The sequence below is a fragment of the Acinetobacter sp. C32I genome, assembly GCF_023702715.1.
Lineage (GTDB): Bacteria > Pseudomonadota > Gammaproteobacteria > Pseudomonadales > Moraxellaceae > Acinetobacter.
The window spans coordinates 3,771,305-3,795,460 of record NZ_CP098480.1; the positions used below are offsets into that span (position 1 = coordinate 3,771,305).

Sequence of the window (24,156 nt, forward strand, 5' to 3'; positions counted from 1 at the left end):
TCAATACGGGATAGGGTATGGCAGCAAATGGATTTATCGAGTTGCTTCGTTTATCCAAGCGAGGCAATAAACAATACACTTCAACTCAAAATGAAGTCAGCCGTTGGTCTGGTATCGCATTTGAGATGTTAGGGCAATATTTTGTTGCGCCTTTAGGGGAAATTTCGGAGGTAATCTATCCTCCGAAATATACACCAGTACCAAATACTCAGGCGTGGGTGCGAGGTTTGGCCAATATTCGTGGACGACTACTTTCAGTCTCTGATTTAACACACTTTATTTCAGGGCAGCGAAGTCAGTTTTCTCCAACGCAAAAAGTGATTTGTATTAGCCATCAAGACCATTATGTGGGGTTGGTCGTCGATCAGGTTTTGGGGATTCAACACTTTAATAAGAAGAGTTTTTTCTCTCAAAATAATGAGCTGGACAATAAATTGAAAGATTATTGCCAAGGTCATTTCCATCAACATAATCAACAATGGCATGTGTTTTTATTGAGCCGGTTATTAACCAACCCTCAGTACATGAATGCATCAATAAAATTTATAAACTAATTTATACGCTACGGAACATAAGCGCGTATTCAGGGGAGAAGCTGACATGGGCTTTAAACTTAAAAAAAAGAACGGCAATGGCGATAGTGCAGGGCTGAAAAAAGGTGGGGCGTTCTTAGATAATATTCGAACGCAACTTGACCAGTTTTCGCGCTTATTCGGTGAAACTGAGAAATCAAAACCGATTATCTATCGTGCTTTAATTGCTTTGGCCCTTGCAGTTATCCTTTTGATTTACTTATTCGTAAGTGTTCCGCGTTCAAACCAGTTGACCCGTAGTTTAGGTGAATTGCGTTTGTTATCGCAAACAATTTCGCGTCAAGCAACTGAAGCAACTGCTTCGGGTACGCCAGAAGCGATGAAAAAGTTGGTCGAGTCAGAGAAACAGTTTGCTGAAAACCTGGACACGGTTGAAAGTGTGTACGGTAAAGGCTCTGATGAATATAAAAAGGTCAGTGGTCTTTGGGACACTGTTGCCAAGAATATTGACTTGATTGCATCGCAACAAAAAGTCATTAACCAGCTTTACGACACCAACATCTCGATCAGTGAAACTATTCCTGAGATTCAGGCGGAATATAACTTGATGGTCGACCAGATGGTACGTGAAAACATGCCGAGTAGTCAGGTAATTATCACCAAAAACCAAGTGTTCATTGCAGAACGTATTTTACGTTCGATCAACTCGGTATTGGTCGGTACGGACAACTCAAGTGTTTCTGCGAATGACTTCGGTGCCGATATTGATACCTTCGGTGTGTATTTAAATGCGCAACTGAATGGTAGTTCGGAACTTGGTGTAGACCGTATCAGTTCAGCAGCATTGCGCGAATCTGTAGACAGCATTAAGTCGGATTATGATGCTGTATTGAAATCAGCAGCGGCAACGGTATTGCAGAACGCCAACCAGATTGTTCGTGTACGCCAAGCATCGTCACAAATTTTCTCGCAGTCCGATGCACTTTTGACTTCACTCAATGATTTGTCCAATAAAGCCGAAGGCGGTTGGGATAACGTTGTTGCGGGGATCGTACTGATTGGTGCATTAGGTCTATTGGTGTTCTCAGCACTCCAATTACTTGCTTTACGTAGTAATACCGATAAAGAGCGTGTAACGCGTCTACAAGACGAATATGACCGTAACCAAAACGCGATTTTACGTTTACTGGATGAAATTGCCGACTTAGCGGACGGTGACTTACGTTCTTATGCGACGGTATCGGAAGACTTTACAGGGGCGATTGCCGACTCGATTAACTTCGCGATTGACCAATTACGTGACCTTGTTTCTCGTATTACCGACACTTCGCAAGAGGTGGCACGTTATACCCAAGATACCCAGAGTATTACCAACCAGTTAGCAGAAGCATCTGAACATCAGGCACAAGAAATTGCAGGTGCATCAGCAGCGATGAACGAAATGGCATTGTCGATTGACCAAGTATCTGCCAACGCATCTGAATCTGCTGACGTAGCACAACGTTCGGTACAAATTGCAACCAATGGTGCGCAAGTGGTAAACCGTTCGATTGAAGGTATGGATCACATTCGTGAACAGATCCAAGAAACATCAAAACGTATTAAGCGTTTGGGTGAGTCTTCGCAAGAGATTGGTAACATCGTCTCGTTGATTAACGATATTGCCGACCAAACCAACATCTTGGCATTAAACGCAGCGATCCAAGCATCGATGGCGGGTGAAGCGGGTCGTGGTTTCGCGGTCGTAGCCGATGAAGTACAGCGTCTTGCAGAACGTTCTGCATCAGCAACCAAGCAGATTGAAAGCTTAGTAAAAACCATTCAAACCGATACCAACGAAGCCGTAATTTCGATGGAACAAACCACATCGGAAGTTGTACGTGGTGCGAACTTGGCGAAGGATGCGGGGATTGCACTGGATGAGATTCAAACTGTATCAGGCGACTTGGCAAAACTGATTGCGAGCATTTCGGATGCAGCAAAACTTCAGTCTGCATCTGCCAGTCATATTGCAACTACGATGAATGTCGTACAGGAAATTACATCACAAACGACAACTGCAACGTTTGATACAGCACGCTCAGTATCTGAGTTGGCAAACATGGCTGAATCATTACGTGAATCGGTAACGGACTTTAAGTTACCTGATTAAACCGAATTGGAAAGGCAGATGGGGGTGTCTGTCTTTCCATTTTTAGAGATGTTGGATATCTCAACAAGGTGATGGCGACATGTAACTACATCTTGTGTGATAGATAGACGTAATTTTTACCCACATTGGTGGATAAAAACGAAAGAAGCAGCTATGAAACAAATATTAAAAACGTTAGTTGAAACGATGACGCTTCCTGAAGACAGTTATCTTGAACAAGATGCAGAGATTCTTGAGATTTTTATTGAAGAATTAGATGAAATCTTTGTTGAGTTAGAGCCATTACTTGTTCAATGGACAGAACAACCACATCAGCAGGACATACTGAGCGATATTCGCCGCCATTTTCACACCTTAAAAGGCTCTGGACGAATGGTGGGGGCTAAGTCATCGGGTGAGTTAGCCTGGACGGTTGAAGATACGTTGAATCGTGTGATCGCTGGTACGATTGTGCTCAATAGCGATATTCAACGCTATGTGCAAACGGTATTTAATCTTTATCGTTTTAAGCTTGTACATGATTTTAAAGCGGTTCAGAAGCATCTGATCGACTTTAGAGCACTGGTTTTATTAGGACAACAATTACAACAGCAGCAAAGTCCTGAACCTGCTTTGGCGGAGCTTCTGAATTTAGCCACAGACTTGAATCAAGAGCAGGAATCGACAGGTCTTGAACTTGGGGATGAGCGTGTTGCAGAAACTACGGTCCTTGAGCAAGAACCGCTTGAACCTATCGCCGAACTTGAATTGGCAGCACCATTTGAAGATGAGGCCCTTGCCAAAGAAACGCTGGCCATCTTCTTGGAAGAAGCGGAAGAGCATCTTGCTACCATTGATCAGTTCTTGAAGAATGATCGTCCAAGTAACGATCATTACAATACGCTCATTCGTGCATTACATACCTTGCGTGGCAGCTCTGCCATGGCGCATGTCGATCATGTGTTCGAGGCCAGTGCAAAAGTTGAAAATCTGTTTAAAACATTATTACAAGAAGAGCTGGATTCAAGCTCGGATGAAACAGCTTTACTGACGCATTATGCGCAATTTGTACGTGATTATTTGCATACCTTGAAGCAACAAGCGCCACAGCAACAGTTTGACGAAATTTATCAAACCTTCAATGTTGCTTGGGATAGTTACGACTTCCAACTCGAAGAAAAGAACGGAACTGCCATACGGCCTCAAGGCTTGGTTTCTGAATTACTTGAATTGAATATCAATGATCTATTAGACGTTGAGTTTGATTTTGAGAAGCGTGCCCGTCACGAGTTCCCGCAATATATCCAGTTGTTGAGTCAACAAGCTGAAACCTTGTTACAGCATACCCATCACCATGCCACGATTGGGATGTATCAATATACCAGCTTGCTGCGCTCCAGCTATCAGGATCTGATCTATAAGCCAAGCTTACTCAATCTTGATTATGCCTTCGAGCTGTATCATCAGGTGCATCAGCAGTTCATTCAACTATTTGATACCTTGGCGGCGGGACAGCGTGTCACATTAAGCAAAGCACATGAGCTTGTTTTAAATGAATTAAGTTCATTTACCCAGCAAAATGTTGAGTCTCTGGAAACACCTGTTGTTGAAGAGACAAATATAGTCGAACTCCAAGAGACAATTACGCCTGTTATTGCGAGCACCGATTTAGCCGCTCAATTTGCTTTAGATAAACAGCAACTTCAATCAGCAGATGCCAACCGTGATTTTGATCCAGATGTATTGGATATTTTCTTGGAAGAGGCAGATGAGTTACTGGGCGGTATTGATACCGATCTCAATACATGGGCGACAGATCATCAAAACCTCAATGCCTTAAAGAATTTGATGCGCTATTTGCATACCTTAAAAGGTGGTTCAAATATGATTCAAGCGCGTCATATTGGTTTGATTGCACATGAATTAGAAACCATCTATGAGAAGTTGATCAACCAACAGATTCAGGCAACGCCACAATTGATTACTACGATTCGTTCAGTGCAAGATGATATTGCCGATCGTATCCAAATCATTCGTGATCAGCAGGTGGATTATCCTGCGACTCACACTTTGGCTGTGCTTGCTGATTTATCTAAAACAGCACCGATTGTTGAGCAGACTGACATTGAAGCTGTAGCAACAGTGGAGCAAGATCAATCCGTTGTCAGTGAGGCAGATGTTGCTGAGCCAGTAGCAACATTGACGACAGTTACACCTGCTCAAACAGAATCTGTTTCTGCTAGCATTGATGTCACGGCTTTTGCCGCACAGCTTGCTTTGGATAAGCAACAACTACAATCAACTGATGCAAACCGTGACTTTGATCCAGATTTGTTGGATATCTTCCTTGAAGAAGCAGATGAGTTACTCGGTGGGATCGATACTGATCTGCATACATGGACGGCCGATCATCAAAACATTAATGCTTTAAAGAATTTGATGCGTTATTTGCACACCTTAAAAGGTGGTTCAAATATGATTCAAGCGCGTCATATTGGTTTGATCGCGCATGAATTAGAAACCATTTATGAAAAGCTGATCAACCAACAGATTCAAGCGACGCCACAACTGATTGCGATTATTCGTTTAGTGCAGGATGACATTGCCGATCGTATTCAAACCATTCGTGATCAGCATACCGATTATCCATCTACCCATGTAGTGCAGTTACTGCAACAGGCAGATCAATCAATTGAGTCTGCGGCTGCGGAGCCTGTGCCTGAAACAGCACAAGAATTTGACGCAGTTGAATCAAGTGAAATTGAGATTCAGGTGGAACAACCTGAGTTGGCAGAAGTTGAAGCCATTGTTGCTGAGCAAGCAATTGAACTTGAACCTGAGTCATCTCCTGCAGACACAGAAGTGCTTGAACAGATTTCCTCAGTACAACTGAACGATACTGTTGCTGATTCGACAGATGATGATGTCCGTAATCTGGTTGAGCAAACCTTCCTTGAAGAAGCGGAAGAATTGCTTGAGCAAGCACAAAATTTATTGAAGCAATGGTTTGACCAACGTGGTAACCGTAGCTTGCTGTTACAGTTACAGCGTAATGCCCACAGTCTGAAAGGTGGTGCACGCATGGCAGAAATGGATGCCATTGCGATTATTGCCTATCATTTAGAGAATGCTTTTGAGCAATTTGGTGTACATCACTTCAGTTCGAATGTGTATGACAATCTACTCAATACAGCATTCGCATGGTTGAATGATGCGATCTTTAAGCGCCAATATGCCAATTTTGATGGCTTAAAACAAAGCCTAGAGAAGATGGAGTTTGTTGACGTTTCGGCACAACTGCCACAGAAACTCTCTGCTAAAGACATCTTTACACCTGAATATACGATGGAGTTTGTTCAGGGCGATGGTACTGAGCCACCGTCAATGTTGGGTGAGTGGGAAACCGCTGAACGTATTGAACAGAATAATGAAATGATCCGCGTTTCTGCTGACGTCATTGAGAAGATGATTGATCTGTCAGGAGAGAATGCGATCAACCGTTCACGTATCGAGATGGACTTAGGTCAATTGGGCGGTACCTTGACTGAAATGGAATTGGCAATCAAACGTTTGGCGGATCAGTTACGCCGAATGGAAGGTGAGTTGGAAAGCCAGATCATTGCCCGACATGGTGGTGAAAACTCGCGTTATGCCGACTTTGACCCGCTGGAAATGGACCAATATTCATCGTTGAATCAATTGTCTAAATCCTTGGCTGAGTCAGCATCGGATTTGGTTGATTTCAAAACCACGCTGTCTGAAAAGATTCGTGATACCGAAGGTTTGCTGCTACAGCAGTCACGTATTCAGGCTGAAATTCAAGAAAGCTTGATGCGTACCCGTTTGGTTCCATTCTCGCGTCTATTGCCACGTTTACAGCGTATTGTGCGCCAAACAGCATCGACCTTAAACCGCCCAACAGAACTGGTGGTGAATAATACCGAAGGTGAGTTAGACCGCAGTATTCTTGAGCGTTTGGTTGCGCCGTTTGAACATATGTTACGTAATGCGATTGACCACGGGATTGAAGACCGCGAACAACGTCTACAGGCACAAAAGCCAGAGACTGGACATATTGTGTTGAACATTGGCCGTCAGGGCACAGATGTTGTCGTGACCTTCAGTGACGATGGTAAAGGTATTGATGTTAAGCGCATCAAGGAAAAAGCCTTACAAACAGGTCTGATGACCAAAGATCAGAAACTTGATCAGGAAGAAATTCTGCAATTTATCTTCCATCCAGGCTTTAGTACCGCGGCTCAAGTCACTCAGATTTCTGGACGTGGTGTTGGTCTGGATGTAGTGCAAAGTGATATTAAGGCCCTAGGTGGTCATGTCAGTGTCGATTCAAGCTTAGGTCAGGGCACCACCTTTACCATTCGCGTACCGACGACGGTGGCGGTGAGTGATGCCTTGATGGTGAAAGCTGGCGATCAACAGTTCGCTTTCCCATTGGCGCAGATCGATCGTATTGTGCGTATTTCACCGATGGCTTTAGAACAGTACTTTGAAAGCCAAGAGGATTATTTCAGCATTGACCAAGAACGTTATCGTTTACGTTACTTGTCTGAGTTCGTCGCTGGACAGCCAATTCCGCGTTTAAGTGGGGTAGTGCATTCTTTACCTGTGCTGCTGATTAAAGGGGCTCAAGGTCAGACCACGGCATTATTGGTTGATCAGTTGATTGGCTCGCGTGGACAGATTGTGGTTAAACCCGTGGGGCAACAGTTCTCAAGTATTGGTGTGATTGCAGGTGCAACAATTCTCGGTGACGGTCAGGTTTGTTTGATCTTGGATGGTCAAAACATTGCGCGACAAGCGCAGTCAACAGCACGCAGTAAGCAGGCGGATGAGACTTATACCAAGCAGCGTTATGACGAACGTCGCCTGATTATGATTGTCGATGACTCCGTGACGGTACGTAAAGTGACTTCACGTCTATTAGAGCGCCAAGGTTATGATGTTGTGACCGCGAAAGATGGTGTCGATGCGATTGAGCAGCTTGAGACAGTGAAGCCAGACTTGATGTTACTGGATATTGAAATGCCACGTATGGATGGTTTCGAAGTATCTAACCTTGTACGACACCATGAAATTCATCGTGACTTACCAATTATCATGATTACATCACGTACTGGTGAGAAGCATCGTGAACGTGCATTATCATTGGGTGTAAACCAGTATATGGGTAAACCATTCCAAGAAGAGGCGCTCTTGGAAAATATTGAAAGCTTACTTGCGGTGCGCTAAGAGGTGAAAAATAATGGCTAAGAAAAGCGCAAACTCAGCACTGGGGCAGATTGACCAGCAAGAGTTACAACATTTAATTACGGTCTCAACCGGATTTATTGATGCATATATTATTCAATGCCATCAAAAAGTACCGATGCTGTTACCCCAAAATATTGTGTTATCAGCAATGGATACCCAAACCAATGTTGATCATATTGAATGGCATGATCTAAAACTTCCTGTCTATGCCGTGAATGATCCAAAGCAGAAACAAGGGGTTGCCTTGGTGATAGAAGGCGATGACGTTTCTGAACGATTTGCGCTGGTCTGCGATGAAATGCCTGAATCGATTCGTGTGCGTATTTCAGAAATTGTAGATGAAGAGCGCGAAACCGATGATGATAAGGTGTTTAAATATGTAAAAATGGGCGAGCATGAGTTTTATGTTCCTCACCTGCAGAATATACAAACCCAACTTGGGCTGTAATAAAAAAGGAACTCATTTGAGTTCCTTTTTTATTGATCTCTTTTTATTTTTTAGGCAAGCAGCTCGATTAAAATCTGTTCATAGATTTCAGCCAATGGCTCAAGCTCTGCAACATTGACATGCTCATTAATCTGATGGATGGTTGCATTCAACACACCGAGTTCAAGCACTTGTGCACCCGTAGGGGCAATAAAGCGGCCATCAGAAGTACCACCACTGGTTGAAAGCACAGTATCAATGCCTGTGACATTTTTAATTGCGGTTTTTGCAGCATTGACTAACTCACCGACTGGGGTAAGGAAGGGTAAGCCTGATAAAGTCCACTGAATATCGTAATTGAGTTTATGTTGATCTAAGGTCTCAAGTACGCGCTGTTTCAGGATATCGGCCGTGACTTCAGTAGAGTAACGGAAGTTAAAGGTCACTTTTAATGTGCCTGGAATTACATTGGTCGCGCCAGTACCTGCTTGGATATTTGAAATCTGGAATGAGGTTGCAGGGAAGTATTCATTACCATTGTCCCAAACGGTTTCACAAAGCTCATTTAGTGCTTTAGAGGCGGTGTGAATCGGATTTTCTGCGAGATGCGGATAAGCCACATGGCCTTGTTTGCCATATACCGTCAAAACTGCATTCAGAGAACCACGACGGCCATTCTTGACGATATCACCCAATTGATTTGTACTTGATGGTTCGCCAACCAAGCACCAGGTCATTTTTTCATTACGGGCTTCAAGTGTTTCAACAACTTTGACGGTACCGTTGATTGAAGGTCCTTCTTCATCAGAAGTAATCAAGAAGGCGATTGAGCCTTTATGGTCTGGATGTTTAGCAACAAAACGTTCAGAGGCAACCACCATCGCAGCCAAGGCTGTTTTCATATCGGCAGAACCACGACCATATAATTTACCATCGCGAATGCTTGGTAAGAAAGGATCAGAATTCCAGTCGTCTAAATGACCCGTGGGTACGACATCAGTATGGCCTGCAAAACAGAACACGGGGCTTGCTGTGCCACGACGCGCCCATAAATTATCAACATCTTCAAAACGCATGTTTTCGATATTAAAGCCAATCTTTGCCAAGCGTTCAGCCATGATGTTTTGACAATCATGGTCAACAGGGGTGACAGAGGGTTGACGAAGGAGTTGTAAACTGAGTTCAAGCGTATCGGAATGGTTCATGCGGGATGTAGCTAAATCTGGTGAAATATGAACCGTTATAATAGGGGAATATGCAGAAGAAAGGTATGTAAAAATAAACCTTATCTAGCTATAGATAAGGTTTTGCGAAGGTTGTTCTATGGCCTTACATTTTATCCTGAGTTTTTTCAGCAGTTTGAGTGACTTTGTCACCCGCTTTAGAGACATCCTGCCCAAAACCCTTAAATGTATTACAACCCGTTAAAACAAAAGCAGTCATGATTGAAGCAACTAAGATTTTTTTCATCATCGTCTCCGTTTAAATGTAATTATGATGTACTTAAGAGGCTAAAAAATTTACCAGAAAATGAACATAAGTGTTTGATGGTAGATGTGTTATGAAATGTTATCTTGTTGGGTAATGACTTTATTAAGTATGACTAAACAATAAAGAGGGTTGGCGGAACATATAGAAATCAGGTTCGGGTTGACTTTGATGGTACAAACCATTGGTCCACCACAGCGCAGGCTGTGATGATGCGTGTTGATCAGGACAAAGCCACTCGTGTCGTTGTAAGCGATAATAAGGCGTTTGCGGGATCTGGGTGCCCCATTGCCCTAGACGCCGTGATGCATTGATCCAAGTGGGGCGAGTTAAATGATCTGAATAGCTAGGCAGGTACAGTTGGCCTTTCATTACGGCAAATTTTCGTTGAAATTGCTGTTGATTCGCTTCCGTGAATTGGAATTGACGTTCGGTGAAATGCTTGAGTTTACGTTGTAGGGTATCTTGTCGATTGAGTCCGTACCATTGCACTAAATCTAATTGTCCTTCGCCTAGATAATATTTTAAGGCGACTTCCCAATGTTCAATTTCATTTGTTCGTGTATTGAGTACAACAAAATCGAGTTCACCTAAGGTCACTGCACCCGCAATTTTTTGAATACTATGCCCTAGCAGTTGATAGGGATGATAGTCATCGTCCAATAACCAAAACCAGAGTAAATTCTCAAAACGTAAACCGAGGCGGGTACTTTTGAGTTGTGCTAAGAAATCGATGAGGGCTTGAGGCTGCTGATCGAGCTGTTTTAAGCGTGGTTCATAACGTTGATAATGGCCTTGCCAAATCAGATCTGAGTGGAGTTCAAAATGATGTTTAACATTCAGCTCACTGGGAATTTGGGCCAAGATATTGGGACTGGCAATACAAAAAGCCAAATGCCGTACGATAGGGTGCTTAAACTGTAACCACGGCTCAAAAAAACAAGGGGTGGTAATCATTTTAGACATGAAGTCACTCAATCATTGAAATAATAGGTTAAGTTTAAGAAACCACAATAAAAACACTTTATACTAGCATGGTTGTAAACAGGTGTTGGTTAATTGCTCAATGAAAACGTTGTTCTGGCGTAGTTTGGTCGTCATTTTTATTACTTTGGGAATCATTGGGGCAATTTTACCGGGGATGCCAACCACCGTATTTCTGATTCTTGCGGCATGGGCAGCTTCTAAAGGCTGGCCTGAAATGGATGCATGGTTATTGAATCATCCGAAATATGGACCAACTTTACGCAATTGGCGTGAGCATGGCACTGTTCCCCGTAAGGCAAAATGGATTGCCAGCATCATGATGCTGATCAGTGGTATTTTGATGCTATTTACCAATGCGCCATTTTGGGTAAAAGTTTTTACCGATGTCACCATGTTTATCGTGGCTGTGTGGTTGTGGTTACGCCCCGAGCCTGAGCGAGGATAAACAAAGCAACGCTTTAAGGCTTTGCTCGAAACGCAAGACCTTGCGCCAAAATATGGCTCATATGCTGCGAGTGGCGAGTTAATAAAAAGCAACGCTCTTGCGAAATGTATTTCTCATGCGCAAGACGAGAACTATGTTCGAGTGAGGGCGTTAAGAAAAGCGAAGCCCTTGCTGAATATATTCCTCCCGAGTGAAGGAAGTTAAACAAAGCTGGTTATTAAAATGAAATAAAATGGTCGTGCTTTTCTAATTATGTTTAAAAACAATCAATAATTAAAACTACTGAAAAGCACAAGAAAAAGCTGACAGTCTATGTTGAAATAAAAGTGTTCTATCAGTTATCGAGATAAAAATGAGCTATACCCTAGATCAGGCAGACATCGTCATTGACTTGGCACAACAAACCTTAAGTTTGCCAAAACATAATAAATTCTATGTGATCTCTTCGGGTAAGAACGGTATTGGTGAACAAGAGAATAGTGGTAAAACGCCGCGAGGCTGGCATCAGGTTGCACAAAAGATTGGTGGTGATGCACCAAAAAATGCCGTCTTTATTGCACGCCAACCCACGGGTGAAGTGTATGACCAGCAATTAGCGCAACAATTTCCACAACGCGATTGGATCTTGTCTCGTATTTTATGGTTAGATGGCTTAGAAGAAGGCTTTAACCATGGGGAAGGGCACGATACCTTTAAACGTTATATCTATATTCATGGCACACCAGATACTGAACCGATGGGCATTCCCATGTCACATGGCTGTATCCGAATGAAAAATGATGAAGTGATTGAGCTTTTTGAGCTGATTTCTGAGCAGGCACGGGTTTATATTTCAGAACACGCCATTAAAAATGATGCATGAAAATCGCAATAAGTGCTTAAATAAAATACGAAAATATCAGTTTTTGCATGGAATGACTTATTTTTTAATCATTCGTGCGGTTTTTTCGGAAAAGAATGGCAAAAGCGTTTGACAGGCTGTAAAGATTCTCTATAATGCACCTCACAAACGATGAAGACGTTAAGGGCGCTTAGCTCAGTTGGTAGAGCGTCTGCCTTACAAGCAGAATGTCGGCGGTTCGATCCCGTCAGCGCCCACCAAGCTCTTTACGTTAAGACTCAAGTGCAGCGGTAGTTCAGTTGGTTAGAATACCGGCCTGTCACGCCGGGGGTCGCGGGTTCGAGCCCCGTCCGCTGCGCCACTTAAGTTTTAATCGTCGTTTGCTATGATTGCAAAATTATCGTGCAGCGGTAGTTCAGTTGGTTAGAATATCGGCCTGTCACGCCGAGGGTCGCGGGTTCGAGCCCCGTCCGCTGCGCCACTTTAAGATTGCAAGATTAGATAGAGTTGAGTACATTAGAATTTATTTCTTTTATATTCAAACAAATTTTTAAAGCGATGCTTTAGATTTGTTACCTCGCTCAGGGCGCTTAGCTCAGTTGGTAGAGCGTCTGCCTTACAAGCAGAATGTCGGCGGTTCGATCCCGTCAGCGCCCACCATAATTAGTGACATCTACTTCTCTATAGAAGTATACAGTGCAGCGGTAGTTCAGTTGGTTAGAATATCGGCCTGTCACGCCGAGGGTCGCGGGTTCGAGCCCCGTCCGCTGCGCCATTTTCTTAATATCGGTTTAAGAGAATGTTGGTTTTAACAAGTATTTTTATACTTGATCTCTGATTCGAGATGCCATTAGAAAAATCAAAGATTTTTCTCTTGCGCTCAGACAAAGCTTCGCTTTGTTTATCCTCGCTCAGGGCGCTTAGCTCAGTTGGTAGAGCGTCTGCCTTACAAGCAGAATGTCGGCGGTTCGATCCCGTCAGCGCCCACCATATTTCTTCCTCATATCTCATATCATTGTAATCCCTACAAAGTTATTTTATGATTAGCATCAATAATGATTCTAATATGAAGTACTTTATGAGAAACCCTTATCAACGCAAGGCTGCGTCGAAATCTCAAACTACACCTTCTGGTTCTTCACTCAAAGACGCTTACCGTCAGTTTATCCAAAATATTGTTATGCAACGCCACGTGATTGCACTGTATCACGAGGGCTGGGCACTGTGCTCAACACCATCTGGACAGCATGCTTTATCGGTTTGGCAAAATAAAAGTCTGGCAAAATTATTAATTAAAGACAATTGGGCGCAATACGAAATTCAGGAAGTGCCATTACTGGCTTTTATTGAAAAAATGATTCCATTTTTAAAAGAAAATAATACGATCTTATCTCTAGATTTAACCCCAGAAGGCAATAACCTCTTGGTGTCTCCAGATGCTTTATTATTGGATATCAAGAATTTTTTATATCAAATTTATTTACAACGTCCTGATGTCTTTGCTGAGTTAAAACTTCCATTACCACGTGATATTCGTTTGCATAACTCAGCTTCATAATAAGTTCGAGCGAACGCCTCAATCAGTATTCATTGAGCAGCCACCCACTGGCATAGGCAAAATACTCTCTTAGCCATGCATTGTAGCGTGTGCTTAGAGGTGTAGTCGCACCGAGTAGGGTGATATCCGAATAGCCTTGTTTTTTGGCAATGGCAGCAGCACGTAAAGTATGAAAATCGCTGGTCACAATGGCAATCGGTTGTTGAATGCTAATCTGTTGTGCCTGTAAGAGCTGTTGGCTATTTTTAAGATTCAGCTCGGTACTGGTGCTTTTATCTTCCAGAATAATTTGTGAGACTGGGATGTGGTAGTGTTGTTGTACATAACGTGACATTACGATTGCTTCACTATCGCGCTCACCAAAATCAACTCCCCCTGTCATCACTAACTTTGCTTGCGGTTGAGCTAAAGCAACAGGTGCAGCACGATCTAAGCGTTTTGTGAGTGTGGCTGAAGGTTGTCCATTTTCAACACCACTGCCTAATACAATAATCGCTTTAACCGCGGGAATATTTTGAGTTTTAGCATTATTGTCTGAAAGATAATTAAAGAAATAGCCTAAGCTAACGACCCAAATCCAGAAACAGAGCCAGCCAAAGCGCCAAATTGAATGCAGGCGGAAATGGTAGAAGAAGAAGCGTTCAATATGATAATAGAAATAAGCATAGAGGCAGAAAAATAGTCCAAGTAGCAGCGGTAGTACTGTTCCGATATGAATTTTTTTAAAAGCGATCAGAATTGCGCCATCTAAGAACAGAACTGAACCGATAAGGGCTAAAATAATACGAACCCATGAACTTATTTGCATAATCTTAATTGTGTCGATTTGAACCGTGCTAAGTGTATGCAAAATTCAGAGAAAGGCAAATCCTCTTATTGTCTTATAAAAAAATGAGTGGCTAGCACTCGTTTTTTTATAGAAAAGAATTAATAAACGTCTCGGCGATAACGACCAGCTTGTCTTAACTCATCCAGTTTTTCTTCGCTAAGAATTTCCATTAATGCCTGATCGACACCAGAAGCCATGCCTTCGATACTACCACAGACATAAATCACCGCACCTTGCACAACCCATTTGATCAGTTCATCAGCATTGTTGCGCAATACGTCCTGAACATAGACACGCTGTTCTTGATCACGAGAAAAAGCCAAATCCAGACGCTGTAGTGTTCCCATGTTTAACCAGGCTTGAATGGTTTCTTGATAGAAGAAATCATGTTTGCGTTGACGTTCACCAAAGATCAGCCAGTTGGCAGTGTAATTTTGTCGATTACGTTGCTGTAATAAGCTCATAAGACCTGCGATACCAGTACCATTACCAATACAGATAATAGGGCGGTTATCGTCAATTAAATGGAATGATTCATTGGTTCGAATACGTAGGGCAATGGTCTGCTTCAATTGTGCAAATTCAGTTAACCAACCTGAGCCAAGACCGAGTTGATTATGTTCATCACGTTTTTGGCGAACCACCAGTCTTAGTACTTGTTGTGACGGAATACTGGCAATCGAGTATTCACGTGTGGGTAGGCTTGGAAGTTGTTCAAGTAAATCTTCAAGCGTACTAAACGGCTGGATCTCAACCCGCAGATTTCTATTCCACAGTGCTTGTTCAATATTTTGGTTCAATGATTCAACGATACTATGTGCAGGAATCTGATATTTGATCAAGAAATCTTGAATATCAGTCAGCTTATTGGCTGGCTGAATTTCTGCAATATCACCTGCATGCCAGGTCATATCAGAAGCCGAACGTAGTTCGATATTGTAGGCTGCTTGCCCGAGGCTGTTTGGATTAAGCAATGTGCGTTCATCCAAAGTCCATTGGTCAAACACTTTCTCGATATTCATGGCATGTAGTTCATGCTTGGTCACCACCGAAAGGGCTTGGTTCCAACGTTGAATATCGTTGTTATTGGCATTATCCACTTCAATCAAGTCGAACAGCGGTTGTGCTTTGCATTGTTTTAACCATGCATCTACTGCATAGCCGAAGCTGCAATAGCTGTCAGGGTATTCTTTTGAACCTAGTGCAAGTACGGCATAGTGCATTTGACTCAGATCAAGCTGTTGTTGCATCAGTTTTTTACTAAAACTTGCTGCAAGATCGGGTGCTTCACCTGTGCCATAGGTACTGATCACAAATAAAACCTGTGCTGCGTGCTGCAGGTCTTGCTCAGTCAGTTGCTGAATTGGTTTAACTGTAGTTGGCTGTTGTGCTTCCTGTAAGCTGGTCGCAGTACGCCAAGCCAACTGTTCAGCCACACCAGTTTGCGTTGCATAAGTAATCAGCCAAGGTTTGGCATTTGGATCAATCTGCTGTGCGCCGAGTGACTGACGTGCCGCTTGAGTTAATTTCTTCTGTTTACGGCGTTTTAGATACAGCATCCAACCGGTTACAAAGAATAGTGGCATGGCCAATGAAGCCAACATAGCAATAAATTGATAGGTTGAACCAAAGAAGCTACCACGATGCACGGGCAGCATACTGCTCATGATTTTTTCATTGAGCTTCTTGTCCTCATACAGTTCGAATTTTTCGAATTTATTGTTTTGATAGTTATAGACGGCTTGGTTACGCGCGCGCTCATGCTGTGGAATGGCATCGACAAATGAAAGTTCAACCTTGGCATCATTACGTTTAGGAATATTTAAGGTCAGGCTAGAATACTCACGCCCAATCTGTGCATTTACCCCTGTCCATGTTTGCGTCAGGATGCTATTGACCTGCGTTTTTTCCAGTTGAGGTTGTTTATCTTTGCCTCGGTCATTACTTTGTTGATTACGTTGTGGTTGTTCAACGCCCATGACTTTGAACATACCTGCACGCCACCAGTCATAAGACCAATATAAGCCAGTGCATGCAAACAGTAGATAGAACACAATCACCCAGGTTCCGACCACTGCATGTAAGTCCCAAATAAAATTACGACCTTTTAGTTTTGGCTTAATAAACAACCATTGTTTAATACTATGTTTCTTTGGAAAGCGTAGATAGATACCACTTAATACAAAGAAAATCAGCATCAGCGTAGAGGCACCTGTAATTTGCGCCCCAAATTCTCCAGCCGTTAAATTACGATGTAAACGCTGAATAAATTGTAAGGTGTCACGACCTTTAATATCTGGTAAGACTTCCGCTGTATATGGATTGACCATCATGTTGTAACCACGACGCGCACCTTCTTTTTTAATATTGACGGTAGAAGATGCTGTTGGGTCAGAAGCAATGGTAATGCTGTTAATTTCAATCTCGGGTTGTTGCTGATTGAAATGTTGATACAGTTGGGCAGGGGTGAGTTTTGGTGTTTGGGCAACCTCAACGACATAGCTGTCTTGGTTGATCCATTTTAGAATCTGTGGTTCGTATGAGTAGATTGCACCTGTGACTCCCATCAAAGAGAGAATAAGCCCCGCAGTAATCCCTAAAAACCAATGGATTTGGAAGAAAACTTTTTTAAACATGGTCAAAGAATGGAAAGATAATGAAATTCATGTAAAAAATTATAACCCAAGAATAAGAACATAATATGGATTTTGCAGGTAATATTGATTTTGATTCTCATTTATTTAATGGGCATTAAAAAACCTCCCATCAAGGGAGGTTTTTGGATCAATCTTTAATGTTTAGATTGATTTGGCTGCGCCAACGGTTTCATTCAAATGTCTACGTACGGTATTGAACGAGAAGTTCTTTGAGTCCATACGTTTTGGTAAAATATAAGCGCCTTGTTGTTCTTCGCCTTTTGGTGTTTTTACTTTGAAGTTCACCAAAATAAAGTCAGGAGAGCTATACCATTCGTAAATGTCTTTCCAGCCAATGGTTGCAGTACCTTCTTGCAAACCCATTTTTTGGCGCATCACGATACCGTGAGGTTGTACCCCTAAGCGTAGACCTTTAATTTCTTGCACTGGGAATTCAGTCATCTTGCGTTTAACGTACCATTCCAGACCAAAACGTTTGATCAAATAGAACAGCACCACACTCACAATCACGACCCAACAGATCACAGTTGAGTAGGTTGAATAATATTTAATAAGTCCTGCAGCAACCAATGAAAGCACAACCAGTGCGATCATAATCATCCATGCTTTGCGGCTGAATTTGTTGGTACTACGCCAAATCATCAGTTGAGCTTGACGTTGTTCAGCTTCAGAAACTTCGTAAGGAACAGGTTGTAGCGTATAAGCGTATAGCGTTTTGGCGGTCATAGTATAAAAAATGAGTATATAACTGGGTTTAGTTTAACATCTATTGGCAGGCAAAGATATTATGCCAATGGCGAATCATAAGCGGCTATTGCAATCATAACCGCCTTTAAAGTGAAGCAAATTCGGTACCATCTTCATTCGGTTCATGGCTCAGACTTTGTTTTAGCATACTTAAGCGGGTTAACACACTCAGCATCAATGAAAGTTGCTGCAAAATAATCAGCGATTTCGGGTCATTGTCATCATTGCGGCCCAAGCGTTCACGAATGGTTTGCATCAGGTTTTGTGCTGATAGATCAGGAACTTCATCTCTAAGTAGTGCCCCTTGAATATCGTCCAAAGCCTGATCCAGTAAGCTCAGCACTTCCTGATCTTGGATTTGTTCACGATGCGCGCCCAAGGCTGCGATATAACTTAAAAAGGTATGGCTGAGGCATAAAAATTCAAAAGCCAAACTTTTTCGATTCACATCAATGTTGGGTTCAGTTGCAATGGTTGAAATCAATGAAGCGACTTCGGCATCGGTATTGTGCGCAGCGCGTCGAACCACGCGATAGTTCAGGGCATTGTTACGGCCTTGATGATATTGTTCCACCACCTCAGTAAGATATTTACATTGCGCCTGTAGAGAACGTTGAATCGAGCGGGGCAGTCTGCGGAACTTCCAGTCTGGCCAGATAAAGCTGACACCAAACCATGCCAAGGCACAGCCAATCACGGTATCAATAAAACGGGGTAGACCCGCTGCGAATGCAGAGCCATCTAGGTTAAAGTTGATTAAGGCGAGAATGGTAATAAAGGCAGTGGCTTGCGCATATTGTTTACTGCGTAACTCCAGAAACAGTACACCACTCAGGATCAGCATCACCAATTGACCTTCGATTGAAGGAATAAAATAGATAATCGCTAAACCAACAATAATCCCGATCAAGGTTCCGATGATACGTAGGTATAAACGTCGCTTGGTGGCGTTAAAGTTGGGCTGACAAACAAATAGTGCCGTTAATAAAATCCAGTAACCATAAGCAATATTGGTCATCTGGATAAACAGATAACCAATAAAGAGGACGATGGATAAACGCACGGCATGACGAAAGAGTACCGATTCAGGTGTGAGATGCTGTTTCACCCGAACCATAATGTCATTCCAGCCTTTGAGATCATCATCTTTGAGCTGACTTTCTGCATGTTCCGCATCGATTTTTTGCAGATTGCGTTCGGTTTCTAGGTTCTGTAATTGCGCATCAATCGACTTAAGGTTCTGATAAAGTGCAAATAAGGCATTCACCCGCACCTGATCATAATGTCCATCTTCACGCAGTTTTTCTAAGGACAGTCTTAAATTTTCAAAACTGTGTTTAAAACGCTTGTTATGCACATAACGGGTACGGCTTAAAATGGATTGTGCCAAGTCCTGACAGGCTTTGCCTTGAATAGATAAAATCCGTTGAAAGCGAAATAAGATATCGCTGTGCTGAAAGACCTTTGCCAGTTTTTGATAATCAATATGCGCCGAGTCCGCGCGTTCATGAATATCTTGTGCCACAAAATAGTATTGCAGACTGCGCCGAGTATCTTTTTGTCCTCGGTCACCCTTCAAACGAGTCAACAACGACATGCGCAGATCATTAAAGATCCCCACCAGTTTGCCATTTTCCAAGGCGATATCAATCATGCTTTGTTGATAGCTTGAAGGCGTCATGTCGACATCAAATAGGTTTGATTTAGCAAACAAGAAGCTACCAAGAGCTGAATAGGAGGCAGAAAGTTGGTCCTGAACTTTTCGCACAGGGAACAACAGAAAGCTAATGGTGGAGAGTAAGCCATACCAAGCTGCACCTGCGACTAAAAGTGCAGGCTGAATATACCATTGATCGAATAAATGCACGCCCAACATGGTGTAGACAGACGTTACTAAGCAGCCATAAGCAATGGTGGCATAACGTCGTCCGAGAGAACCCAATAAGATCCAGCCAATACAGGACGCAATCAATCCAATCGCAAAAGCAACTGGATAGGGAAATAACAATTGCACCGAAGCAGCGGTAATAAAGAAACCAATATAGGTATAGATCAGATTTTGGATACGTACAGAAAAACGGTCGTCGATATCACTGATCGCGGCTGCAACAACACCTAAGGTGAGTGGAATAGTAGCTAATTGAAAATTTAAAAGGTAGGGAACAAAAGCAGTTCCAGTAAAGGCAATGAGCATGCGCACGTTATACATCAACGTGGTGTTATAGGTTGTTTGTTTTAAACGGCCGAACCAAGGATTCAAGGGGTGTCCTTCTTGTATTCTACAATCGATTTTATCATTCTTATTATGCACAAATTCATGGAGGATGCTAAGCTTAGAATCCAGATATAGATGAAAAGTAGCGTATTATGCAGACAGAGCAAACCAATCAGCGTCAATATTCAACAGCATGGATTTTGTTGCTTGCTTTGTTAACCGCATTAGGGCCGTTATCGATTGATATGTACTTGCCTGCACTGCCACAAATGGCTGATGAGTTTGGGGTGAGTACACAAATGGTGGCCAATACCTTGCCTGCTTACTTCTTGGGACTGGCGATTGGACAATTGATCTATGGCCCTGTGAGTGACCGAATTGGCCGTAAAAAGCCTTTATATTTTGGCTTGGCATTGTATGCAATTGCCAGTTTGGCCTGTGTGTTTGCAAGCAATGAGTGGGCCTTAATCGCCGCACGTATTTTCCAAGCCTTGGGTGGTTGTGTCGGTGTGGTGATGGCACGGGCAACCATTCGTGACCGTCTGGATATGCAGGGTTCTGCGCAGGCATTTTCCAGCATGATGATTGTGATGGGGCTGGCTCCGATTCTTGCACCCATCTTTGGGGCATGGATTTTGACCTTCTTCCCTTGGCAGGCAATTTTTATCGTCTTGTCGATGATTGGGGTGGTGTGTTGGCTCTGTGTACATTTCTTCTTTAAAGAATCCCTTCCTGTTGAGCGCCGTTTAAAATTATCGGCCTATCAAGTCAGTACGCTGTATGGGGCAATTTTAAAAGATGAGAGTTTCCGTGTGCCGATGTTTGCGGGCTGTTTAACGGGTGCAGCTTTATTCTGTTATATCAGCTCGGCTTCAGAAGTGTTTATGGGGCAATATGGATTATCGCAGCAGCATTTCTCTTATGCTTTTGCCTTAAATGCCGCAGGGATCATGTTGATGTCTTCGCTGAATAAACATTTGAATACTCGCATGGGAATTTTTCAACGCCTACGTTTGGGTGGTTTAATCCAATGTTTTGGGGCATTGATTGTACTGACTGCTGGATTGATGGCGGATGCACCACTATTGCTGCTAATGTCAGGCTTATTTTTGGTGGTATCAGGAATTGGTTTAACAGGGCCGAATGCCATGGCTTTGGCGATGTCTCAGCAAGGGGCACGTGCAGGTACGGCCAGTGCCATTATGGGCAGTATGCAATTTGCTTGCGGTCTGTTGGCTGGGATTATCTTGAATTTCTTGGTATGGAAGGCATCTTTGAACATGGGCATCATGATGTTACTGTTTACCAGTGCAGGACTGTTTGCCATTTTAAAAGTTGGAAAACAGCAAAGCAGTCTCTCAGCTTAGAGACTGCTTTATTTACAGGTTTAGTCTAAAAACACCGTGAAGTTTTCAACAGATTCACGCGGTGTAATAAAGGTATTCACAATATGCTCAGGGTCAGCATGACCTAAAGCCACCGCACAAACCAGTTCTTCATCTTCTGGCGCGCCCAAAATATCCAGTACGATTGGGTGGAAATGGTTCCATGCCGCCTGTGGGCAAGTGTCTAAGCCACGTGCTTTAGCAGCGACCATAACATTTTGAATCATCATGGCAATATCCATTTTGGAGCCGATGCCCATGACTTTATTCACGGTAAAATATAAAGCAACAGGGGCATCGAACAATTGAAAGTTACGCAATTGCTGTGCGGCCATTTTTTCTTTTTCGCCTTTTTGAATACCTAGTAAGCCATACAATCCCCAACCGTTGGCACGGCGACGATCAATAAACGGAGAAATCCACGTTGCAGGGTAGTAGGCAAAGGTTTCTTGATACTGCGCTGCCAGTTCGGGTTTTTGCAGTAATTCAATTTGAGCATGACAAACACGGTCAATCATTTCTGCACGTTTTTGTCCTGTCACCACATAAACTTTCCATGGTTGGACATTAGTCCCTGAAGGTGCACGACTGGCAACTGCCAAAATATCTTTAATGGTTTGCGTCTCAATCGGGGTGTCTAAAAATGCACGGACTGAATGGCGAGATGTAATCGCTTCATCTACATAGCGGACTTGTTCCGTGTTCATAAAAACTCCTGATCATATTGGTTTTGTCGTATCCGCAGACTATAAATCAATAAATAAACTTTAGTGATCATTTTCACAGGAAATTTTTATTGAGTATAAAAAACAACCATAAAAGACAAAGAATTAATGTGGCTTGTTACGCATTTTTAAAGTTTTGTGCCGTTTGTGTGAAAAAGAAAACTATTAGTAACATAATGAAATCGAAAAATTATTTTTTTATTGCCATGAAAATGGGCAAAACTCCTTAAATAAAAAGTACACACAATATCCGAAATTTATGCATAATACGCCCTTTTTAAAAATTGATTAGGCTTTCCTTACTGATTGGGTGAGGGGGAATTTTCTATTTACAGATGTATTGAATTTATCCAATTTTACGTCTGTGGGAAATGTTGAAATATACACCATATACAAGGAGCTTCTCATGAGTTTATCTCTCATCCGTAAGCCGTTTATCATGCAAGGTTTAGCACTTACAGTTGCAGCCTTAATGATGAACAACACGCATGCTGCTAGTGAGCAAGAACAGATTCAGCAACTTCGTGATGAAGTGAAGGAATTAAAAGCGTTATTACAGCAATATGTTCCCCAAGCAAAACAACAAAATGACCTTGCTCAAGTAAAGGAACATTCTAATTTTAAGGAAACACATCCAGATCACCCTGCAAATGCAGCGGTTGCACCTGCGGTTCCAAAGAAATCACAATTGGTATTTAACACTGCGTCTGGTGCAGAAGTTAAATTACATGGTTTCTTGCGTGGCGATGCTTCTTATCAAGCCAAAGGTGGTGACGGGATCTTCAACCGCATCAATAAAGTGGATTTAGAAGGCGCTGAAAAGAATAGCGATCGCTTCTATAGCACGGCAACAGTTACCCGCTTAGGGCTGGATTTTAAAGCACCTGTGGAAGGTGCTGAAGTCGGCGGTAAGTTAGAAGTTGATTTCCGTGGTGGCAGCAACAATGACACCATTCGTATCCGTCATGCGTATATGACCTTTAATGACTGGTTATTTGGTCAAACCACATCGACCTTCTTGGCAACAGATTTACAGCCAGAAATGCTGGATTTTAACTCACCACTGGGGATTGGTACTTACCGTACACCAATGGTTCGTTATAGCGGTGCATTTAATCCCAATACACATTATTTTGTTGCCTTAGAAAAAGGCAATGACGATAACCGAGCGCCTGCTTTAACTTCAAAATTAAAATATGATTTTGCTGAAGGTCAGGGCACAAGTTCTGCACGTGTGTTACTTACCGAAGCCCGCAGTAAAGCTGCTTACAATAATGACAAACAGCTCAGTGCCAATGACGCTGAATTAGGCTGGGGTGTTGCGGTTGGTGCAAAATATAAGTTCAGCGATGCGTTGCAGGCGATGATTGATTACTCGCATGTGAAGGGTGACAGCAAATTCTTGTTGTATACCAACAATGCTTATAACGTAAATCCGAATAATTTCGGTTTAAATTTGAATGAGTTTGATGCGCTGACACTTGGTGCAACTTATCAAATTAATCCTAAATTACGTAGTACCTTGGCTTATGGCGCAATGTTTGCTGATGATAGCAATGACTTTGCTAAACAAGCGGTGATTGCAAAAGATGCTGCGCAGAACAAAACCTTGCAACAAGGTTGGTGGAATATCATGTATTCACCAGTCACACCGATTACGTTTGGTCTAGAGTATGTCTACGGCGAACGTAAGACCTTTGATGGACAAAAAGGTAAGGATAATCGTGTAGGGGCCATGGCTCGCTATAACTTCTAAGCCATCTATCCTGTAGGTGTAAATCATCCGTGAAAACTGATCAACGAAACAGGCCTCAGTTCTTGCTTAGAACTGTATGCTTTTTATTAAGTTGATTGAGTTTTCACTCATTTTGAGAGTTACTATTTTATGCGTTCCAAAGTGGTGGAAAAATCATCGCT

General features: G+C 42.6%; 17 protein-coding genes and 6 tRNA genes. 15 read left to right on the forward strand and 8 right to left on the reverse strand.

The window, feature by feature from the left end:
* Positions 1-17 precede the first annotated feature (17 nt).
* From NDN13_RS18040 to NDN13_RS18055, 4 genes are all read left to right on the forward strand, one after another.
* A complete protein-coding gene (locus NDN13_RS18040) occupies positions 18-554 on the forward strand; it encodes a chemotaxis protein CheW (RefSeq protein ID WP_251116436.1) in 537 nt (178 codons plus the stop codon).
* Between the two features lie 46 nt (positions 555-600).
* Positions 601-2,685, forward strand: a complete 2,085-nt coding sequence (locus tag NDN13_RS18045) for a methyl-accepting chemotaxis protein (protein ID WP_004652353.1) — start codon at positions 601-603, stop codon at positions 2,683-2,685.
* 153 nt (positions 2,686-2,838) lie between these two features.
* Positions 2,839-7,914, forward strand: coding sequence for a hybrid sensor histidine kinase/response regulator (locus NDN13_RS18050; RefSeq protein WP_251116437.1), 5,076 nt, complete (start codon positions 2,839-2,841; stop codon positions 7,912-7,914).
* A 13-nt stretch (positions 7,915-7,927) separates the two neighbouring features.
* On the forward strand, positions 7,928-8,383 hold the full coding sequence (locus NDN13_RS18055) for a hypothetical protein (RefSeq protein WP_005206060.1): 456 nt from the start codon (positions 7,928-7,930) through the stop codon (positions 8,381-8,383).
* A gap of 50 nt (positions 8,384-8,433) precedes the next feature.
* Here NDN13_RS18055 and dapE read toward each other — a convergent pair whose 3' ends face one another.
* The 3 genes from dapE to NDN13_RS18070 all read right to left on the reverse strand — a co-directional run bounded on the left by dapE (position 8,434) and on the right by NDN13_RS18070 (position 10,816).
* Positions 8,434-9,567 carry a succinyl-diaminopimelate desuccinylase gene (dapE, locus tag NDN13_RS18060; RefSeq protein WP_251116438.1) on the reverse strand — a complete coding sequence of 378 codons (1,134 nt, stop codon included), beginning with the start codon at positions 9,565-9,567 and terminating at the stop codon, positions 8,434-8,436.
* A gap of 124 nt (positions 9,568-9,691) precedes the next feature.
* Positions 9,692-9,835: an entericidin A/B family lipoprotein gene (locus tag NDN13_RS18065; RefSeq protein ID WP_017196706.1), complete on the reverse strand. Its 144-nt coding sequence runs from the start codon at positions 9,833-9,835 to the stop codon at positions 9,692-9,694.
* A 120-nt stretch (positions 9,836-9,955) separates the two neighbouring features.
* Entirely contained in the window at positions 9,956-10,816 is an 861-nt protein-coding gene (locus tag NDN13_RS18070; RefSeq protein WP_251116439.1) for a DUF1853 family protein, read from the reverse strand.
* Positions 10,817-10,916: 100 nt separating this feature from the next.
* Between NDN13_RS18070 and NDN13_RS18075 the strand changes: the two genes are divergently transcribed.
* The 9 genes from NDN13_RS18075 to NDN13_RS18115 all read left to right on the forward strand — a co-directional run bounded on the left by NDN13_RS18075 (position 10,917) and on the right by NDN13_RS18115 (position 13,681).
* The gene (locus NDN13_RS18075) at positions 10,917-11,282 is read left to right on the forward strand and encodes a YbaN family protein (RefSeq protein WP_005150086.1); all 366 of its coding nucleotides are present in this window, start codon (positions 10,917-10,919) and stop codon (positions 11,280-11,282) included.
* A 352-nt stretch (positions 11,283-11,634) separates the two neighbouring features.
* Complete coding sequence (elsL, locus tag NDN13_RS18080) at positions 11,635-12,144, forward strand: cell wall-recycling L,D-carboxypeptidase ElsL (protein ID WP_159414340.1); 510 nt, start codon at positions 11,635-11,637, stop codon at positions 12,142-12,144.
* A gap of 163 nt (positions 12,145-12,307) precedes the next feature.
* A tRNA-Val gene (locus tag NDN13_RS18085) sits at positions 12,308-12,383 on the forward strand.
* A gap of 24 nt (positions 12,384-12,407) precedes the next feature.
* Positions 12,408-12,484 (forward strand) — tRNA-Asp (locus NDN13_RS18090).
* 43 nt (positions 12,485-12,527) lie between these two features.
* Positions 12,528-12,604 (forward strand) — tRNA-Asp (locus tag NDN13_RS18095).
* A gap of 103 nt (positions 12,605-12,707) precedes the next feature.
* Positions 12,708-12,783: transfer RNA gene (locus NDN13_RS18100), tRNA-Val, on the forward strand.
* 38 nt (positions 12,784-12,821) lie between these two features.
* A tRNA-Asp gene (locus tag NDN13_RS18105) sits at positions 12,822-12,898 on the forward strand.
* A 139-nt stretch (positions 12,899-13,037) separates the two neighbouring features.
* Positions 13,038-13,113 (forward strand) — tRNA-Val (locus tag NDN13_RS18110).
* Between the two features lie 88 nt (positions 13,114-13,201).
* Positions 13,202-13,681 carry a DUF2750 domain-containing protein gene (locus NDN13_RS18115; protein WP_251116440.1) on the forward strand — a complete coding sequence of 160 codons (480 nt, stop codon included), beginning with the start codon at positions 13,202-13,204 and terminating at the stop codon, positions 13,679-13,681.
* Between the two features lie 22 nt (positions 13,682-13,703).
* Here NDN13_RS18115 and NDN13_RS18120 read toward each other — a convergent pair whose 3' ends face one another.
* The 4 genes from NDN13_RS18120 to yccS all read right to left on the reverse strand — a co-directional run bounded on the left by NDN13_RS18120 (position 13,704) and on the right by yccS (position 20,174).
* Complete coding sequence (locus tag NDN13_RS18120; protein WP_251116441.1) at positions 13,704-14,489, reverse strand: YdcF family protein; 786 nt, start codon at positions 14,487-14,489, stop codon at positions 13,704-13,706.
* A gap of 119 nt (positions 14,490-14,608) precedes the next feature.
* Positions 14,609-17,146, reverse strand: coding sequence for a PepSY domain-containing protein (locus tag NDN13_RS18125; protein ID WP_251116442.1), 2,538 nt, complete (start codon positions 17,144-17,146; stop codon positions 14,609-14,611).
* A gap of 162 nt (positions 17,147-17,308) precedes the next feature.
* On the reverse strand, positions 17,309-17,893 hold the full coding sequence (locus tag NDN13_RS18130; protein ID WP_251116443.1) for a YcxB family protein: 585 nt from the start codon (positions 17,891-17,893) through the stop codon (positions 17,309-17,311).
* Between the two features lie 106 nt (positions 17,894-17,999).
* Positions 18,000-20,174: a YccS family putative transporter gene (gene yccS, locus NDN13_RS18135; protein WP_251116444.1), complete on the reverse strand. Its 2,175-nt coding sequence runs from the start codon at positions 20,172-20,174 to the stop codon at positions 18,000-18,002.
* Positions 20,175-20,281: 107 nt separating this feature from the next.
* On the opposite strand from yccS, the gene NDN13_RS18140 reads away from it, so the two are divergent.
* Complete coding sequence (locus NDN13_RS18140) at positions 20,282-21,496, forward strand: multidrug effflux MFS transporter (RefSeq protein WP_251116445.1); 1,215 nt, start codon at positions 20,282-20,284, stop codon at positions 21,494-21,496.
* 20 nt (positions 21,497-21,516) lie between these two features.
* Here NDN13_RS18140 and NDN13_RS18145 read toward each other — a convergent pair whose 3' ends face one another.
* On the reverse strand, positions 21,517-22,221 hold the full coding sequence (locus NDN13_RS18145) for a nitroreductase (protein WP_251116446.1): 705 nt from the start codon (positions 22,219-22,221) through the stop codon (positions 21,517-21,519).
* Positions 22,222-22,645: 424 nt separating this feature from the next.
* On the opposite strand from NDN13_RS18145, the gene NDN13_RS18150 reads away from it, so the two are divergent.
* Positions 22,646-23,995, forward strand: coding sequence for a DcaP family trimeric outer membrane transporter (locus NDN13_RS18150; RefSeq protein WP_005206052.1), 1,350 nt, complete (start codon positions 22,646-22,648; stop codon positions 23,993-23,995).
* Positions 23,996-24,156: the final 161 nt, after the last annotated feature.